Annotated in this window: 13 protein-coding genes; 5 read left to right on the forward strand and 8 right to left on the reverse strand. The window is 70.3% G+C overall.

Annotated features, from left to right (window positions below; all coding sequences use genetic code 11):
- Window positions 1-11: 11 nt before the first annotated feature.
- Window positions 12-323, reverse strand: coding sequence for a hypothetical protein (locus AB0I83_RS21140; protein ID WP_363305708.1), 312 nt, complete (start codon window positions 321-323; stop codon window positions 12-14).
- A 228-nt stretch (window positions 324-551) separates the two neighbouring features.
- Between AB0I83_RS21140 and AB0I83_RS21145 the strand changes: the two genes are divergently transcribed.
- The 3 genes from AB0I83_RS21145 (at window position 552) to AB0I83_RS21155 (ending at window position 3,523) form a co-directional block, all read left to right on the forward strand.
- Window positions 552-1,460 carry an alpha/beta hydrolase gene (locus AB0I83_RS21145; RefSeq protein WP_363305709.1) on the forward strand — a complete coding sequence of 303 codons (909 nt, stop codon included), beginning with the start codon at window positions 552-554 and terminating at the stop codon, window positions 1,458-1,460.
- A 32-nt stretch (window positions 1,461-1,492) separates the two neighbouring features.
- Window positions 1,493-2,386, forward strand: coding sequence for a virginiamycin B lyase (locus AB0I83_RS21150; RefSeq protein WP_363305806.1), 894 nt, complete (start codon window positions 1,493-1,495; stop codon window positions 2,384-2,386).
- A 372-nt stretch (window positions 2,387-2,758) separates the two neighbouring features.
- Complete coding sequence (locus tag AB0I83_RS21155) at window positions 2,759-3,523, forward strand: MerR family transcriptional regulator (protein ID WP_356840427.1); 765 nt, start codon at window positions 2,759-2,761, stop codon at window positions 3,521-3,523.
- Between the two features lie 150 nt (window positions 3,524-3,673).
- Here the strand turns inward: AB0I83_RS21155 and AB0I83_RS21160 are convergent, their stop codons facing one another.
- From AB0I83_RS21160 to AB0I83_RS21180, 5 genes are all read right to left on the reverse strand, one after another.
- A complete protein-coding gene (locus AB0I83_RS21160; RefSeq protein ID WP_363305710.1) occupies window positions 3,674-4,732 on the reverse strand; it encodes a LacI family DNA-binding transcriptional regulator in 1,059 nt (352 codons plus the stop codon).
- Window positions 4,717-6,399 carry a glycoside hydrolase family 13 protein gene (locus AB0I83_RS21165; RefSeq protein WP_363305711.1) on the reverse strand — a complete coding sequence of 561 codons (1,683 nt, stop codon included), beginning with the start codon at window positions 6,397-6,399 and terminating at the stop codon, window positions 4,717-4,719. The genes AB0I83_RS21160 and AB0I83_RS21165 overlap by 16 nt, the downstream gene beginning before the upstream one ends.
- 97 nt (window positions 6,400-6,496) lie before the next feature.
- Window positions 6,497-7,324 carry a sugar ABC transporter permease gene (locus AB0I83_RS21170; RefSeq protein WP_356533333.1) on the reverse strand — a complete coding sequence of 276 codons (828 nt, stop codon included), beginning with the start codon at window positions 7,322-7,324 and terminating at the stop codon, window positions 6,497-6,499.
- A 47-nt stretch (window positions 7,325-7,371) separates the two neighbouring features.
- Window positions 7,372-8,391 (reverse strand): sugar ABC transporter permease, encoded by a 1,020-nt coding sequence (locus AB0I83_RS21175; RefSeq protein ID WP_356533127.1) that lies wholly within the window; start codon window positions 8,389-8,391, stop codon window positions 7,372-7,374.
- 21 nt (window positions 8,392-8,412) lie between these two features.
- Window positions 8,413-9,684 (reverse strand): extracellular solute-binding protein, encoded by a 1,272-nt coding sequence (locus tag AB0I83_RS21180; protein WP_363305712.1) that lies wholly within the window; start codon window positions 9,682-9,684, stop codon window positions 8,413-8,415.
- A gap of 358 nt (window positions 9,685-10,042) precedes the next feature.
- On the opposite strand from AB0I83_RS21180, the gene AB0I83_RS21185 reads away from it, so the two are divergent.
- Both AB0I83_RS21185 and AB0I83_RS21190 read left to right on the forward strand, forming a co-directional pair.
- On the forward strand, window positions 10,043-11,086 hold the full coding sequence (locus AB0I83_RS21185; RefSeq protein WP_356840255.1) for a LacI family DNA-binding transcriptional regulator: 1,044 nt from the start codon (window positions 10,043-10,045) through the stop codon (window positions 11,084-11,086).
- A 76-nt stretch (window positions 11,087-11,162) separates the two neighbouring features.
- Entirely contained in the window at window positions 11,163-12,122 is a 960-nt protein-coding gene (locus tag AB0I83_RS21190) for a phosphatase PAP2 family protein (protein WP_363305713.1), read from the forward strand.
- An 18-nt stretch (window positions 12,123-12,140) separates the two neighbouring features.
- Here the strand turns inward: AB0I83_RS21190 and AB0I83_RS21195 are convergent, their stop codons facing one another.
- Both AB0I83_RS21195 and AB0I83_RS21200 read right to left on the reverse strand, forming a co-directional pair.
- The gene (locus AB0I83_RS21195) at window positions 12,141-15,137 is read right to left on the reverse strand and encodes a bifunctional [glutamine synthetase] adenylyltransferase/[glutamine synthetase]-adenylyl-L-tyrosine phosphorylase (RefSeq protein ID WP_363305714.1); all 2,997 of its coding nucleotides are present in this window, start codon (window positions 15,135-15,137) and stop codon (window positions 12,141-12,143) included.
- Window positions 15,138-15,496: 359 nt separating this feature from the next.
- A complete protein-coding gene (locus tag AB0I83_RS21200; RefSeq protein WP_363305715.1) occupies window positions 15,497-16,285 on the reverse strand; it encodes a putative protein N(5)-glutamine methyltransferase in 789 nt (262 codons plus the stop codon).
- Between the last annotated feature and the right edge of the window lie 294 nt (window positions 16,286-16,579).

Raw genomic sequence — 16,579 nt, forward strand, 5'->3', positions numbered from 1 at the left:
AGCGGCGCTTGTCAGCCGATCACCTTGCGGGCGATGGACAGCTCCCGGTTGACGGTGTCGGCGTCCATTTCGTCCGCACGCGCCGCCGCCAGCTCGGCCAGCACCTCCGGAAGCGCCGGGTCGTCGATTGCAGCGACGGGGAAACCGGGCGGCTTCGCGCCCCGGCGGGCCGGGCCGGTCGGTGCCGCCTCGCCGGCGAGCGTCCACCCCCACGTCGTCAGCAAGATCCGGTAGATCCGGGCGGAGGACTTCGCGACGCCCGCGCCGGTGAGGTAGCGCTCGGCCGCCGCGGTGTACGACGCAGGAGCGGAGGACAGGGGCACCACCCGGGCGCGCGGCAGCCGAAGCGCGCCACCACTCCCGGATCGGTCACCGGTTCGATCGTCACATCTGTCCCGCCCTGCCAGCCCTGCCGCAGTAAATCCGTTATTTACTGCGACAGTTGCGTTGCCCGCGCTCCCCGGCCCGGTCTCAATGAATCCTCACCCCTCCCTGGCTCCCTGTGAGAAAAGCAGTTGCACTGGCTGTCTTCTCGCAGGCAGGGTCCGGTGGTGACCGGAACAGAGATCGAACTCCCCGTCGTGGACGGGGTCCTGTCCGGTGTGGACTTCGGCGGTCACGGTGAGGGCGTGCTGCTTGTCCACGGCAGCGGACACAACGCTGCGGCCTGGACGGATGTGGCGTCCCATCTGGTGAGCGAGTGCCATCCGATTGCCCTCGACCTGCGTGGCCATGGGCAGACCCGGCTCGACTCCACCAATCCCGAGCAGTACTGGCGAGACATCGGTAGCGTCGTCACCGCGCTGGCCTGGGACCGCACCGTGCTGGTCGGCCATTCAACCGGCGGGTACGCGGTGACGGCCGCCACTGCCTGTGGACTTGTGGAACCGGCCGCCCTCTGCATCGTGGACGGCCTAGTGCTCGATGACCGTAACGCGTCAATCGCCGAGCATGCTGACGTGCGGACCACCGAGGCGGCGGACCGCTTACGGACGATGTTCCGCTACGGCTGGAAAGCCGATGACGACCAGATGCACGCCTATGTCGAGCAGTGCGTGCGCGAGGCCGGAGGCGACTGGCTCAACGCCGGAGCACGGCCCGGACTTGTCGAGGAGGTTACGCGGCGCTCCTTCATGCGCTGCGGCCACTGGTGGGTACGGCGGCCCGCCATCGAGGAGGTCGCGACTGTCACTGCTGTGGAGCCCGACGCAGAAGTCTTCCCAGCCGTCGATGTGTACGCCCGCGTCACCTGTCCGATGACGATCGTGCTGGCCGAGGATGGCTTTTACGCCTCCCGGCGCGACGAGGTGCGTGCTGTCGTCGATGCCGTCCCTGGCCGCCGGCTGATCGACATCAGCTCGAACCACAACGTCCCCATGACCCGGCCTGCTGACCTCGCTGCGATCATTCTCAACCTGGTCCGAGACCGAGCTGCGACATCGACCAGGAATGTCGATTGATCCTCACCCCACCACCCCTGCAAGGAGTTGCTGTGCACCATTCTGATGCCCCGGCCACCAGGGAGATCTCCGTGGCGGACAAGGGTGCGGGGCCTTACGGCATCGCGGCCGGACCTGACGGTGCGCTGTGGCTCACCCTCGCGCACAGTGGCCGCATCGCGCGTCTCACCCTCGACGGCGAACTCAACGAATACCCCCTGGACTCGTCTGAGTGTCGCCCTACGGTCATTACTCCCGGGCCCGACGGAGCAATGTGGTTCACCCGGTCCCAGGACCACCGGATCGGCCGCGTCACCGCCGACGGCGAAAGGGAGTCCTTCCCCACTCCGACGCCGGACAGCGGACCCTTCGGCATCACTGCCGGTCCAGACGGTGCGGTGTGGTTCACGGAGATGAACACCGACCGTATCGGCCGCATCACCTGCAAGGGAGAGATCACAGAGTTCGTCCTTCCCCGTACGGGCGCCTATCCCTCGGCAATCACCGCAGGCCCTGATGGCGCCCTGTGGTTCACCCTCAACCAGGCGAACGCAATCGGCCGCATCACTGTCCATGGGGATATCGCCATATACCCACTCCCCACCCCCAGCGCCGCACCCGTGGGCATCACCAGTGACGGCGCCGCCTTGTGGTTCGTCGAGATCGCAGCGGGCCAGATCGGCAGGATCTCGGTGGATGGCGGGATCGCGGAGTTCCCGCTCCCCGACCGCACGGCCAAACCCCACGCCATCGTCGCAGCGTCCACCGGGGACTGCTGGTTCACCGAATGGGGAGCCAACCGCATTGGCCACATCACCGATAGCGGCGAGATCGCCGAGTACAGCCTGCCGTCACCGTCGTCCGAGCCGCACGGCATCACCATAGGTTCCGACGGCGCTCTGTGGGTGGCCCTTGAGACGGGAGGGGTCGCGCGGTTGGAACCGTAGCCCGGGACGAGAACCACCCAGGTCAGCCGTGTGTCGGTGTCGCGTCACACCAGACGCTGGCGCGGCCCGATCGACGTGCTGCACCTGCACAGGTTCATGCTTTCTCCACGCCGCCTCTCGACCACTTGACGCGCTGGCGGGTCGAACTGGCCTCACGCGACCTTCGCGAAGGAACACAGCCCGTCTCAGCCATCGCGCGCAACGTCGCCTACGGGTCCGAGAGCGCGCTCAGTACGGACTTCAAGGGCCTGTCCGACGGGTCAGGCCCTGATGCCCGCCCGATGGGGCCTCGGGCTTGCGCTTTCCGTTGCGGCAACTTCTACGGTCATGTGTGTGGCCGGAGAGACCGGCCCGGCGAGGGAGGCACCGGTCATGGCCTGGTCGATCGCGGAGGTGGCGAGGATGTCCAAGGTGACATCGCGGACGCTGCGGCACTACGACGAGATCGACCTGCTGCGGCCCGCATGGATCGGGAGCAACGGGCACCGCTACTACGAGGAGGCCGATCTGCTGCGGTTGCAGCAGATCCTGCTGATGCGGGAGCTGGGCCTGGGGCTGCGCGAGATCCAGGCGGTCCTGGACAGCCGGCTCGACCAGGTGGCCGTGCTTCGTGAGCACCACCAGCGGCTGCTCGCGGAACGGGACCGGCTCGAGACGCTGGCCTGTACGGTCGGCCGCACCATCGCCGAACTGGAAGAAGGTAGGGACAACGGGAAGATGACGAAGATCAACAAGCCGGAGAACCTGTTCGAGGGGTTCCAGGCCCCCTCCGAGGCCGAGGCCGAGGTACGGGAGCGGTGGCCGCAGGCGTGGGAGCAGTCCCGGCAGGCAGCCGATGCGATGACCTCCGAGGAAGCGGAGCGCTGGCAGCGTGAGGTGACGGCGCAGATGATCCGCATGGCGGAGTTCATGGTGGCCGACACGCCGGTCTCCGACCCCGCGGTACAGGCCGAGGTGGACGCCAACTACCAGCAGATCCGCCGGTTCTGGACCCCGACGGCCGCCGCGTACAAGGGAGTGGGCCAGACCTATGTCGACGACCCTCGGATGCGGGCAAACTTCGACAGGATCGCCGAAGGCCTCGCCGTCTACCAGCGCGACGCGATGACCGTGTACGCCGATGCACGGCTGAGCTGACTGCACGCGTCCTGAGGGCCGTGCGGCGGGCCATGAGCACGGCCGGAGGGCACTCCCATCGCCTCCCGGTAGGCACTCCACGTGGGGTGCCCGTCCGGCGCGGGCCCGGGCTCCCTCCCCGCCCCCATCACCAGGTGCTCCCCGGCCCGTTCAGGCGCCGGGCACCGCCGCCGTGGAGCCCCGCACCACCAGCTCCGGCTGGAACACGTACTCGGTGCGCTGTACGGGGCTCCCGGCGATCTCCTCCAGCAGGGCCCCCACCGCGGCCGAGGCCATCGCCTGGACCGGCTGGCGCACGGTCGTCAGCGGCGGGTCGGTGAAGGCGATCAGCTGCGAGTCGTCGAAGCCGACGACGGAGACGTCACGCGGGACGTCGAGGCCCCTCCCCCGTGCTGCCCGGACCACGCCGAGTGCCATCAGGTCGCTGCCGCAGACGATGCCGGTGCAGCCCTGGTCGAGGAGGGCGCCGGCCGCGACCTGGCCGCCCTCGACACCGAACAGCGTGGAGCAGACCAGGAGTTCGGCCTCCTCCCGGTCCATGCCGAGCACGGTGACGGCCGCGTCGACGAAGCCGTCGCGCTTGCGCCGGGACGGTACGTAGCGCTGCGGCCCGATCGCCAGGCCGATCCGCCGGTGCCCGAGTTCGGCGAGGTGGCCGACGGCCATGCGTACGGCGGCCTGGTCGTCGGGGGACACGAACGGAGCGCTGATGCGCTCGTTGTAGCCGTTGATCAGGACGAAGGGCACGCCCCGGTCGGTCAGCGCGGCGTACCTCGCCGGGTCGGCCGAGGTGTCGGCGTGCAGTCCTGACAGGAAGACGATCCCGCCGACGCCACGCTCGACGAGCTGTTCGACCAGCTCGTCCTCGGTGGCGCCGCCGGGGAGCTGGGTGCAGAGCACGGGCGTGTAGCCGTGCCCCGCGAGCACCTGCTCCACGGACTGCGCGAAGGCCGGGAAGATCGGGTTGGTGAGCTCGGGCGTCACCAGCCCGATCAGTCCGGCGCTGCGCTGCCGCAGCCGCACGGGGCGTTCGTAGCCGAGGATGTCGAGCGCCGCGAGCACCCGCTGACGCGTGGTGTCCGCGACGCCCGGCTTCCCGTTCAGGACCCGGCTGACAGTGGCCTCGCTGACGGCGGCCTGGCCGGCGATGTCGGAGAGCCGCAGCGCCGGTCCGGTCCTGGGTGCGGGGACGGTCACACCGTCCACCACACCGTGGTGTCGGCGGGCAGGTCGACGGTGTCGCCGTCCACGGACAGCGGGCCGCTGGCCAGCAGCAGGGCGCCGGGGGCGGCGATCCGCACCGGTGCGCCCGTGGTGTTGACGGTGCAGACGAAGCCGGGACGGCTCAGGGCGAGCACACCCTCGGGGGCGTGCAGCCACTCGACGTCCGTGCCGGCGCCGAGGCCCGGGTGCTCGCGGCGGGCGGCGATCGCGGCGCGGTACAGCTCCAGCGTGGAGCCCTCCTTGCCGCTCTGCGCCTCGACGGAGAGCGCGCCCCAACTCTCGGGCTGGGGCAGCCAGCTGCCGCCGCTTCCGAAGCCGTAGGAGCTGCCCTCGCGGGTCCACGGGATCGGCACCCGGCATCCGTCGCGGAAGCCGTCCTGGCCCTCGGCGCGGAAGTAGGACGGGTCCTGGCGGGCCTCGTCGGGCAGGTCGGTGACGTCCGGGAGGCCGAGCTCCTCGCCCTGGTAGACGTAGGCGGAGCCGGGCAGCGCCAGCATCAGCAGGGTGGCCGCGCGGGCCCTGCGCAGACCGAGCTCGCGGTCTCCGGGGGTGCGGATCTGGGTGCCCAGGCCCGGCGGGTTGGCGAAGCGGGTGGTGTGCCGGGTGACGTCGTGGTTGGACAGCACCCAGGTGGTGGGGGCGCCCACCGGGCGCATCGCGTCGAGCGAGGAGTCGATGACCTTGCGGAGCTCGGCGGCGTCCCAGGCGGTCGAGAGGTACTGGAAGTTGAAGGCCTGGTGCATCTCGTCGGGGCGCACGTAGTTGGCGGTGCGCTCGACGGTCGGGGTCCACGCCTCGGCGACGGCGATGCGGTCGCCCGGGTACTCGTCGAGGATGGTGCGCCAGCTGCGGTAGATCTCGTGCACACCGTCCTGGTCGAAGAAGGGCAGGCCGTCGTCGGCGCTGCCCAGCAGCTTCAGCTTGTCGTGCGAGCCGAGATCGGGCAGGCCCTCCGCCTTGACGAGGCCGTGGGCGACGTCGACGCGGAAACCGTCGACGCCCATGTCGAGCCAGAAGCGCAGGATCGAGCGGAACTCGTCCGCGACGGCGGGGTGTTCCCAGTTGAAGTCGGGCTGCTCGGGCGCGAACAGGTGGAGGTACCACTCGCCGGGCGTGCCGTCCGGGTCGGTGGTCCGGGTCCAGGCGGGACCGCCGAAGATGGACTCCCAGTCGTTGGGCGGGAGTTCGCCGTCGGTGCCCTTGCCGGGACGGAAGTGGTAGCGCTCCCGCAGCGCGGACCCGGGCCCCTCGGCGAGGGCGCGCTTGAACCACTCGTGCTGGTCGGAGGAGTGGTTGGGCACCAGGTCGACGATGATGCGCAGGCCCACGCCGTGGGCCTCGCGGATCAGCTCGTCGGCGTCGAGGAGCGTGCCGAACATCGGGTCGATCGCCCGGTAGTCGGCGACGTCGTAGCCGGCGTCGGCCTGCGGCGAGGCGTAGAAGGGGCTGAGCCAGACGGCGTCGACACCGAGGTCCCTGAGGTACGGGAGCCGTGCGGTGACGCCCGCGAGGTCGCCCATGCCGTCGCCGTCGCCGTCGGCGAAGCTCCGTGGGTAGACCTGGTAGATCACCGCGTCCTGCCACCAGCCGGTGCGGTGGCCCGGGGCGTCGTCGGACGTGCCGGTGGAGGGGGCAGCGAGGTGCTGGGTCATGTCGTCCCTGGGGTGTCTGGGTGGGGGGCGGCGCCGGGACCGGGTCGGGGATCCGGCGCCGCCGTGACGTTGCGTGCGGTCGTGCGGACTGGGTGCGTCAGCCCTTGACGGCTCCGGCGGACATGCCGGTGACGAGGTGCTTCTGCGCGAAGAGGAAGACCAGCGCGGCCGGGATGGCGATGAGCACGGACGCCGCGGTCATCGGGCCCCACTGGGCGCCGTACTGGTTGACGAACTTCTGGAGTCCGCCGGCGAGCGTGAGGTTCTCGTCGCCGACCATGAAGGCGGAGGCGTACGCCACCTCGCCCCAGGCGGTGATGAAGGAGTAGAAGGCGGTGACGGCGAGGCCGGGCTTGGCGAGCGGGAGTATGAGCCGCCAGAACGTGCCGAACGGGGTGAGTCCGTCGACCTGGCCCGACTCGTCGATCTCGTGCGGGATCGTGTCGAAGAACCCCTTCATCATCCAGGCGCAGAACGGCACCGAGATGGTGAGGTAGGTGATGACGAGTCCGGCGGGCTGGTTGAGCAGGCCGATGGTCGACATGATGTTGTAGATCGGCACGATCAGCACGGCGACCGGGAACATCTGGGTGATCAGCAGCGTCCACATCAGACCGCGCTTGCCGGGGAAGCGGAAGCGGCTGACGGCGTATCCGGTGGTGGCGGAGACGAAGACGCCGATGACGGTGGAGAGTCCGGCGACGATCACCGAGTTGCCGAACCAGCTGAGGAACTCGGTGTCCCTGAGCAGGTTCGTGTAGTTCTGATACGTCGTCTCCTTGAAGAAGTCCGTCGTCGTCGCGAACTTGGCGGGCTTCAGCGAGGTCAGCAGGACCCACAGGACCGGGAAGACCGCGATCACCGAGGCGATGATCAGGGTGAGGTGCAGGACCACGGAGGCGGCGGGCGAACGGTCGCCGCGCATCCGGGTCTTGCGGGCCGTGGGCCGGCCGGAGTGTGCCGTGACGGTGGTCACCAGTTGTCTCCCTGCGTGCGGAGCACTCGCCGGTACACCATGGCGAAGAGCATCAGGAGTACGAGGATCAGCACGCCCCAGGTGGAGGACTGCGCGAAGTCGCGCGGGCTGATCTCGAAGGAGAATTTGTACGCCTGGGTGACCAGGATCTGCGTGGCCTCACCGGGTCCGCCGCGGGTCAGCAGGAAGATCACCGGGAACATGTTGAAGGTCCAGATGGTGGAGAGCAGGATCACCGTGGTGGACACCGGGCGCAGTCCGGGAAGCGTGATGTGCCGGAAGCGCTGCCAGGCGGTGGCGCCGTCCATCTCCGCGGCCTCGTAGTGCTCCGAGGGGATCGACTGCAGCCCGCCGAGCAGGGCGACCATCATGAACGGCACGCCGAGCCAGACGTTGACGGCGATGACCGAGAGCTTGGCCCAGGTGGGGTCGTTGAGCCAGGGTATGCCGTCGATCCCGGCGCCGCCGAGGACCTTGTTGAGCAGGCCGCGGTCCTCGTTGTAGAGGAAGCGCCAGGCGAACACCGAGACGAAGCCGGGGATGGCCCAGGGCAGGATCAGGGCCATGCGGTAGGCGGAGCGTCCGGCGATACGGCGGTTGAGGATGTTGGCGAGGCCCATGCCGAGGCAGAACGTGATGCCCACGCAGGAGACCGTCCACACCAGCGTCCAGCCGAGTGTGCCGAGGAACTGGGTACCCGTCAGCGCGTCGACGTAGTTGTCGACGCCCACGAACTCGTAGGTGGCGGGCAGTTCGTTGACGCCGATGGACCGTGCGACGTTGCGCTCGTTGGCGTCGGTCAGCGACAGGTAGATACCGCGGACCAGCGGGTATCCGATGATGACGCCGATCACGACCACCACCGGGGCGACCATGGTCCAGGCGTACCAGTGGACCGACATGGCCCGCCGGAACCTGCTCGGCGGGGCGGGGTTACGACCAGTACCGCGGCTCCGGCCGCGGGCGACGTCGTCGCCCGCGGCCTTCGCCACCGACTGGCTGGTGTGGACAGCCATCAGCCGGCCTGCCTTCCTGGGTTACTTCCAGCCCTTGAGGAGCTTGCGGTAGGAGTCGCCGGTCGTCGAGGCGGCCTTCTCCGGCGTGGTCTGACCGGTGAGCACCTTGGTGTACTCGGTGACGAGCGGCGCGAAGAGGCTGCCGGTCTCCGGGATCCAGGGGCGCTCGACTGCGGTCTCGACGACGGGCTTGAAGAACTGCACGATCTCGCTGTCCACGGCCTCCTGCTCGGAGTACACGGAGGTGCGGGTCGGGAGCAGGTTCAGCTCACCGGCGGTCTTCGCCTGGGACTCCACCGAGGTCATGTACTCGACGAAGGCGTAGGAGGCGTCGAGGTTCTTGGAGCCCGCGTAGACGGCGAGGTTGTGGCCGCCCTGCGGGGCGCCCTGTCCGGCCGTGCCGGCGGGCACCGGGGAGATGCCGAGGTTCGCCTTGTCGGTGAACTCCTTGCCGGTCAGGGTGTCGGCGACGGCCCACGGGCCGTTGATCATCATCGCGACCTTGCCGTCCTTGAACGACGACTGCATGTTCTCCCAGCCGTCGGTGGCGTCGGTCTTCGCGGCGCCGGAGTCGACGAGGTCCTTGACGGTCGCGAAGGCCTTGACGCCCTCGGGCTTGTCCACCGTGACGGACTTGGAGGAGGCGTCGACCAGGTCGCCGCCCTCGCCGTAGAGGAAGGAGAGGAACCAATACGCGTCGTCGCCGCGGAGGTAGAGACCGGTCTTGCCGGTCTTCGCCTTGATCGTCTTCGACACGGTCTTGAGGTCCGCGATGTTCTTCGGGACCTCGACACCGGCGTCCGCGAAGATCTTCTTGTTGTAGAAGATGCCCATGGAGTCGATGACCTGCGGAACGGCGTAGGTCTTGTCCTTGTACTTCGTGGACGCGGCCGCCTGGTCGAGGAAGTCGTCCTGGTCCTTCAGCGCGGTGGTGCCGTCGAGCGGGGCGAGGTAGCCGAGGTCGGCGAACTCGGGGGTCCAGGCGACTTCGGAGCGGATGACGTCGGGTGCGCCGGCGCCGGCCTGAGCGGCGTTCTTGAACTTGTTCTGCGCCTCACCGAAGGGGACGTTGACGTACTTGACGTCGACCTTCGGGTGCTTCTTCTCGAAACCCTCGGCGATCTTCTTGAAGACCTTGTCCTCACTGCCGACGGTCGAGGTGTCCCACCACGTCACCGTGCCGGAGAGCTCGCCCGAGCTCTTGCCGCCGCCGGACTCGTCGTCGCTGCCGCAGGCGGTCGCCGCGAGCGCCAGGGCCGCGACCAGGGCGGTGGCCGTTATGCCACGTCGCATCTGAACTCCTTCAACTGCCGTACCGCTCCGTCGCGGCGCCGGGTCGACGTGAACGTAACAAGGATGAAAGACGTCCGAAAGACTTTGCGGAAGATTTCTGCAAGCACCGGTGATCGTTACATTGGCGTGTCCTCAAGGTTGCCGTCAAGCCTCTTGACGGAACCCGCTTACCCCTGTTCATGCCTGGCCAGGCCCTTGTGCCAGGCGGTACGACGATCACATCGCGACCCGGGATCGCCGTCCGCAAAGTCTTGCAAGATGTTGCTGCGGGGAACCCGCCGAGCGAGGCCCACCGGGTCGGACTGCCTGAATTCAGCGCATGGTGGGCAATCCGACACGCGCCCGGTACAGTCCCCTCATGACCGCAAGGCTTGCCGATATCGCAACTCAGGCGGGGGTCAGCGAAGCGACGGTCAGCCGCGTTCTGAACGGCAAGCCCGGTGTAGCGGCGACCACCCGCGAATCCGTCCTCGCGGCGCTCGACGTCCTCGGCTACGAACGCCCCGTGCGACTGCGCCGGCGCAGCGCGGGCCTGGTCGGCCTGATCACGCCCGAGCTGGAGAACCCGATCTTCCCGGCGCTGGCCCAGGTGATCGGCCAGGCGCTGACCAGGCAGGGCTACACCCCGGTGCTGGCGACCCAGACCCCCGGCGGCTCCACCGAGGACGAGCTCACCGAGATGCTCGTCGACCGGGGGGTCTCGGGCATCATCTTCGTCTCCGGACTGCACGCCGACACCTCGGCCGACATGCAGCGCTACGAGCAACTGCGGGCCCAGGGCGTGCCTTTCGTCCTGGTCAACGGCTTCTCCCCCAAGGTGCAGGCGCCGTTCATCTCCCCCGACGACCGGGCCGCGATGCGGCTCGCGGTGACGCACCTGGTGGCCCTGGGACATCAGCGCATCGGTCTGGCGGTCGGGCCCAGGCGCTTCGTGCCGGTGCTGCGCAAGATGGAGGGTTTCCACGCCACGATGCGGGAGCAACTGGACCTCACGGCCGACGCCGTGGAGGAGCTGGTCCAGCACTCCCTGTACACGCTGGAGGGCGGCCAGGCGGCTGCCTCGGCGCTGATGGAGCGCGGCTGCACCGCGGTGGTGTGCGCGAGCGACATGATGGCCCTCGGCGCGATCCGGGCGGCCCGGCGGCTCTCGAAGGAGGTCCCCCGGGACCTCTCGGTGGTCGGCTACGACGACTCCCCCCTCATAGCGTTCACCGATCCGCCGCTGACCACGATCCGTCAGCCGGTGACAGCGATGGGTCAGGCCGCCGTGCGCACGCTGCTGGAGGAGATCGGCGGCACGCCCGCTCCGCACAGCGAGTTCGTGTTCATGCCCGAACTGGTCGTACGCGGTTCAACGGCATCGGGCCCCGGCCCCTCACCGGCGGGCCGGCCCCGCACGTGACGCACTGGATGTGCGGCCGGAACCCGATCGGAGGATCATCGGGCGGAGGGGGACGTATCTGGCAGACTCTGCACCTATGGGTGATTGGCACGTGACCACACAGGAAGACCGCACGGCGGCACCCCCGTCACCCGTCACGGACGGAGTGGCGGAGTCCGGTTCCACGAGGGCGATCAGCCTGTCGCGCACGCGTACCCGTCCCTCGCTCCGGGCACTGCGCTCCCCGCGCCGCCCGCGCCTCTGGTTCGAAATCCTGCTCATCGCGGTCAGTTACTGGGTGTACTCGCTGGTGCGCAACGCCGTGCCCGAGCAGAAGGCCGCGGCCCTGCGCAACGCCGACTGGATCTGGTCCCTCGAACACGGCGTGGGGCTCGCCTTCGAGGAGACGGTCAACCAGGCCGTCAACTCGGTGACATGGCTCATCGTCTCGATGAACTACTACTACGCGACGCTGCACTTCGTCGTGACCATCGGTGTGCTCGTCTGGCTGTTCCGCCGCCATCCGGGCCGTTACGCGGCCACCCGCCTCGTCCTCTTCGCGACGACGGCGGTGGCGCTGCTCGGCTACTACCTCTTCCCGCTGGCCCCTCCCAGGCTGATGAACGGCGGGGGGTTCATCGACACCGTGATGCTGCACCAGACCTGGGGCTCGATGGCCTCGGGCAACTTCAAGCACATGTCGAACCAGTACGCGGCGATGCCGTCCATGCACATCGGCTGGTCCCTGTGGTGCGGCCTGACCATCTGCGCCCTGGCGTCCGCGCCGTGGGCCAGGATCCTGGGACTGCTCTACCCCGTGGCCACACTGGTCGTGATCGTGGCGACGGCGAACCACTTCTGGATGGACGCCGTCGGCGGCATGGTGTGCCTGACGTTCGGCGTGGCCGTCTCGTACGCCTGGTACGGCACGCTCCCGCACCGCCTCCCGAAACGGGTGGCGGCCCGCGTCGGACGCCTGCGCGCCCTGCGCCGGAATCCCGAGCCCCCGGGCAAGCGCCCCGTGGCCCGTCCCACGAAGGCCGCCGAGCGGGCCTGAGCGAACACCTACCCGGGCTCAGACCGCGGCTCCGTAGAACCGCTCCTCCACCACGGCCCTGGCCCGCCTGGTGATCCGCCGGTAGTCGTCCAGCATGTCCCCGACGTGCCCGGTCTCGTACCCCAGGTAACGGCCCATCGCGGACAGTTCGCGCGGGTTCGAGGGGAAGGTGTCGCCCGGACGCCCCCGCACCAGCATCACCGCGTTGCGCACCCGCGTGGCCAGGACCCACGCCTCGTCCAGCGTCTGCGCCTCCTCCGCCGGGATCAGACCCGCCGCGCACGCCGCGGCCAGCGCCTGCCGCGTGCGCGTGGTCCGCAGGCCCGGTTCCGCCCAGCCGTGCTGCATCTGCATGAGCTGCACCGTCCACTCGACGTCGCTCAGCCCGCCGCGCCCCAGCTTGGTGTGGAGCGTCGGATCGGCCCCGCGCGGCATCCGTTCGGACTCCATCCGCGCCTTGAGCCGGCGGATCTCGCGTACGGCGTCGTCCCCCAGCCCCTCGACCGGGTAGCGGAGCGGGTCGATCAGCTCGACGAAGGCACGGCCGAGCTCCTCGTCTCCGGCCATGGGCTCGGCGCGGAGCAGCGCCTGGCTCTCCCAGACCAGCGACCAGCGCCGGTAGTACGCCTCGTACGACTTCAGGGTGCGCACCAGGGGGCCCGTCTTGCCCTCCGGGCGCAGGTCGGCGTCGATGAGCAGCGGCGGATCGGCGGTCGGCAGCTCCAGCAGCCTGCGCATCTCCGTGATCACGGTGTTGGCGGCCCGGGTGGCCTCCTCGTCACTGACGCCCTCCCGCGGCCGGTGCACGAAGAGGACGTCCGCGTCGGAGCCGTAGCCCAGCTCGTGGCCGCCGAAGCGGCCCATGCCGATGACGGCGAACCTGGTCGGCAGGGTGTCCCCCCACCGGGCGCGGACCGCGGCGCGCAGGGCGCCGGAGAGCGTGGCGGCGTTCAGGCCGGTGACGGCGGCACCGACCCGGTCGACCAGGGCGCCGGGATCGGGTTCGGCCGGGTTGTCCTCGGTGCCGTACGAGCTGATGAGGTCGGCGGCCGTCGTGCGGAACAGCTCCCGCCGCCGCACCCCGCGTGCCACGGCGACCGCGGCCTCGGCGCCGGGCGCGCGGCCGACGGCTGCCAGCACCTCCTGCTCCAGGTGTTCCCGGCTCCGCGGCCGGAGACCTTCGGGGGCGCCGAGGATGGCGACGGCCTCGGGGGCGCGCATCAGCAGGTCGGGGGCGAGCCGGCCGGCGGACAGGACCCGGGCGAGGTTCTCGGCCGCGGCGCCCTCGTCCCGGAGCAGGCGGAGGTACCAGGGCGTCTTGCCGAGCGCGTCGGAGACCTGCCGGAAGCCCAGGAGTCCCGCGTCCGGGTCGGCGGAGTCCGCGAACCAGCCGAGCAGCACGGGCAGCAGGGTGCGCTGGATCGCGGCCTTGCGGGACACCCCGGAGGACAGCGCCTCCAGGTGCCGCAGTGCCGCGGCCGGGTCGGCGTACCCGAGGGCTTCGAGCCGTACGCGGGCGGCCTTCGGGCTGAGCCTGCTCTCGCCGGGTGCGAGCTGGGCGACCGCGTCCAGGAGGGGCCGGTAGAAGAGCTTCTCGTGCAGCCGGCGGACCACGGACGCGTGCCTGCGCCACGCCCTGTTGAGCTCGGCGACCGGGTCCGTGCGCAGCCCGAGGGAGCGTCCGAGCCTGCGCAGGTCGGCCTGGTCCTCGGGGACGAGGTGCGTGCGGCGCAGGCGGTAGAGCTGGATCCGGTGCTCCATGGCCCGCAGGAACCGGTAGGCCTCGTCGAGCTGAGCGGCGTCGGCCCTGCCGACGTACCCGCCGTCGGCGAGGGCACGCAGGGCCTCCAGGGTGGATCCCGAGTGCAGGGTGCTGTCGCTGCGGCCGTGGACGAGCTGGAGCAGCTGCACGGCGAACTCGACGTCCCGGAGGCCGCCGGGGCCGAGCTTGAGCTCACGGTCGACTCGGTCGACGGGGATGTTGTCGATGACGCGGCGGCGCATCTTCTGCACGTCGGCGACGAAGTTCTCCCGGTCCGCGGCGTGCCACACGAGCGGCGACACCGCGTCGACGTACTCCGCGCCCAGCTCGGGGTCACCGGCCACCGGCCGGGCCTTCAGCAGGGCCTGGAACTCCCAGGTCTTGGCCCAGCGCTGGTAGTAGGCGAGGTGCGAGGACAGGGTCCGCACCAGGGGGCCGTTGCGGCCCTCGGGGCGGAGGTTGGCGTCCACGGGCCAGATGGTGCCCTCGACGGTGGTGTCGGAGCAGATCCGCATCATGTGGGCGGCGAGCCTTGTGGCGGCCTGCATGGCGCCGTTCTCCCCGGCGGAGTCGACGGGTTCGCCCACGAAGATCACGTCGACGTCGGACACGTAGTTCAGCTCGTGTCCGCCGCACTTGCCCATCGCGATGACCGCCAGCCGGCACTGCGCCGCGTCGGCGGGGGCGGCGGCGCGGGCGATGGCGAGCGCCGCCCGCAGGGTGGCCGTGGCGAGGTCCGCCAGCTCGGCGGCGACCTGGGCGACGTCGGTGGTTCCGCACACGTCCCGGGCGGCTATCGAGAGCAGCGACCTCCGGTACGCGATCCGCAGGGAATCCGGATCGACGGCGTCGACGAGCATGTCCTCGAACTCGGGGACACCGGGGTGCAGGTCGGTGGCCTCGTAGGTGACGAGCGCCTGCCAGTCGCGCGGATGCCGTGCCAGGTGGTCGCCCAGCGCCTCGGACGCGCCGAGCGCGCCCAGCAGCCTGTCCCGCAGCGGCTTGGCGGTGACGAGAGTGTCCAGGAGGATCTGCCGCTCGTCGGTCTCCTCGGCCTCCACGAGCCGTACCAGGCTGTTCAGGGCCAGGTCGGGGTCGGCGGTCGCCCCGAGGGCTTCGAAGAGGACCGGATCGGACCGCACGGACGAGAGCTCGGGCAGATCCAGCAGCCGCTCTGCGGCGGACGGATCGGTGAAACCGTGCCGCAGCAGTCTGGTGAACGTACTGCTCCTGCGTCCCGGCACCGTCGTCATCCGTGTTCTCCTGCCAGCCGCCCACACACTTGTCCGCCCTTCGAGCCTAGCCCTGTGCCGGTGGATCCGGAGAGGGGGCGGAGTCCGCGCTTACCCGGCCCGGGCGTCGGGTATGCCGGGGCCGGGCGCGCACGGCCCGGAAAGCCGCCTCGGAAGCCGTCCCGGAGCCGCCCAGGAGGCCGATCCGGAAGGTGCCCCGGAGCCGTCCAGGAAGCCGATTCGGAAGGTGTCCCGGCCGATCGGGAGGGAGCTTTCGGCAGCCGTACACCCCCGGGCCTTTCCCGTGACGCCTCGCACCGCACCGTGAGCGGGCGGGTTCGGCGGGACGGACCCGGGCGTCGCCGCACGGGAACGGTCGTCTACCGCGGCCGGGTCCCGATGACCACGGTGGCGTACAGCTCACCGGAGACGACGGTGCGAGGGACCAGCCCGCCGCCGCCCACCGTCGCCTCGGCGCGCGCCGCCTGCCGCTCGCTCGTCTCGACCAGCAGACTGCCGCCGGGCGCCAGCCAGCCGGTCGCCTCCGCGACCACCCGCCTCATGACGTCGAGCCCGTCGTCGCCCCCGTCGAGCGCGACGCGCGGCTCGTGGACGCGCGCCTCGGCGGGGAGCAGTCCGACGTCGTCGGTCGGCACGTACGGCACGTTGGCGAGCAGGACGTCGACCCGTCCGCGCAGGGAGCGGGGCAGGGGCGCGAAGAGGTCGCCCTCGTAGACGGTGCCGCGGCCGCCCACGTTGCGCCGCGCGCAGCGCACGGCGTTGGGTTCGACGTCGGTCGCGTGCAGCTCGGCCTCGCGCAGCGACGAGGCGAGCGCCGTGCCGAGCGCACCCGAACCGCAGCAGAGATCGACCACCACCGCTTTGTCGGGGGCGAGTTCGGCGGCCTGCCGGACGAGGAACTCGGTACGCCGGCGCGGCACGAAGACCCCGGGGTCGACGGCGATCCGCAGCCCGCAGAACTCGGCCCAGCCGAGCACGTGTTCAAGCGGCAGGCCGGCCGCACGGCGTTCGACCATGGCGGCGAGGTGGCCGGGCCCGTCAGCCGTGGAGAGGAGGAGTTCCGCCTCGTCCTCGGCGAAGACACAGCCGGCGGCGCGGAGCGTGGTGACGATCGCGGAGAAGGCGGTCGATGGGGAGAAGTCCTGCATGGGGCGGAGCCTTTCGGGGAAACCGATGGGCGCTCCGCGGACGCTCAGACCCTTGCGGGCCGGCGACGGCGAGAGGTGAGCACCCGTCCTGCGACAGCGCTGATGGGTCTCACCTCCTGGGTCGGTCCGGTCTCCGGAGGCGTCAGAGTACCCGACCGGCACCGGACGCGACGGTGCCTCGCGCGTCCTCCACGCGCCTCCGGCTGCCGACGGGAGCACGCGGTCGCCGGCCGTTGCCCGCCGAGGGACCACTTCCACTGCCCCCTCACGGAGTGTACGTTCGTACATATTCAG

Origin of the sequence: Streptomyces sp. NPDC049970 (assembly GCF_040660235.1) — a bacterium.
GTDB lineage: Bacteria > Actinomycetota > Actinomycetes > Streptomycetales > Streptomycetaceae > Streptomyces.

Excerpts from the sequence above, each read along its gene's own strand:
- AB0I83_RS21155 (WP_356840427.1), top strand. The coding sequence starts at position 2,759 with ATGGCCTGGTCGATCGCGGAGGTGGCGAGGATGTCCAAGGTGACATCG.
- AB0I83_RS21165 (WP_363305711.1), bottom strand. The coding sequence starts at position 6,399 with ATGACCCAGCACCTCGCTGCCCCCTCCACCGGCACGTCCGACGACGCC.
- AB0I83_RS21170 (WP_356533333.1), bottom strand. The coding sequence starts at position 7,324 with ATGCGCGGCGACCGTTCGCCCGCCGCCTCCGTGGTCCTGCACCTCACC.
- AB0I83_RS21175 (WP_356533127.1), bottom strand. The coding sequence starts at position 8,391 with ATGGCTGTCCACACCAGCCAGTCGGTGGCGAAGGCCGCGGGCGACGAC.
- AB0I83_RS21180 (WP_363305712.1), bottom strand. The coding sequence starts at position 9,684 with ATGCGACGTGGCATAACGGCCACCGCCCTGGTCGCGGCCCTGGCGCTC.
- AB0I83_RS21185 (WP_356840255.1), top strand. The coding sequence starts at position 10,043 with ATGACCGCAAGGCTTGCCGATATCGCAACTCAGGCGGGGGTCAGCGAA.
- AB0I83_RS21190 (WP_363305713.1), top strand. The coding sequence starts at position 11,163 with ATGGGTGATTGGCACGTGACCACACAGGAAGACCGCACGGCGGCACCC.
- AB0I83_RS21195 (WP_363305714.1), bottom strand. The coding sequence starts at position 15,137 with ATGACGACGGTGCCGGGACGCAGGAGCAGTACGTTCACCAGACTGCTG.
- AB0I83_RS21200 (WP_363305715.1), bottom strand. The coding sequence starts at position 16,285 with ATGCAGGACTTCTCCCCATCGACCGCCTTCTCCGCGATCGTCACCACG.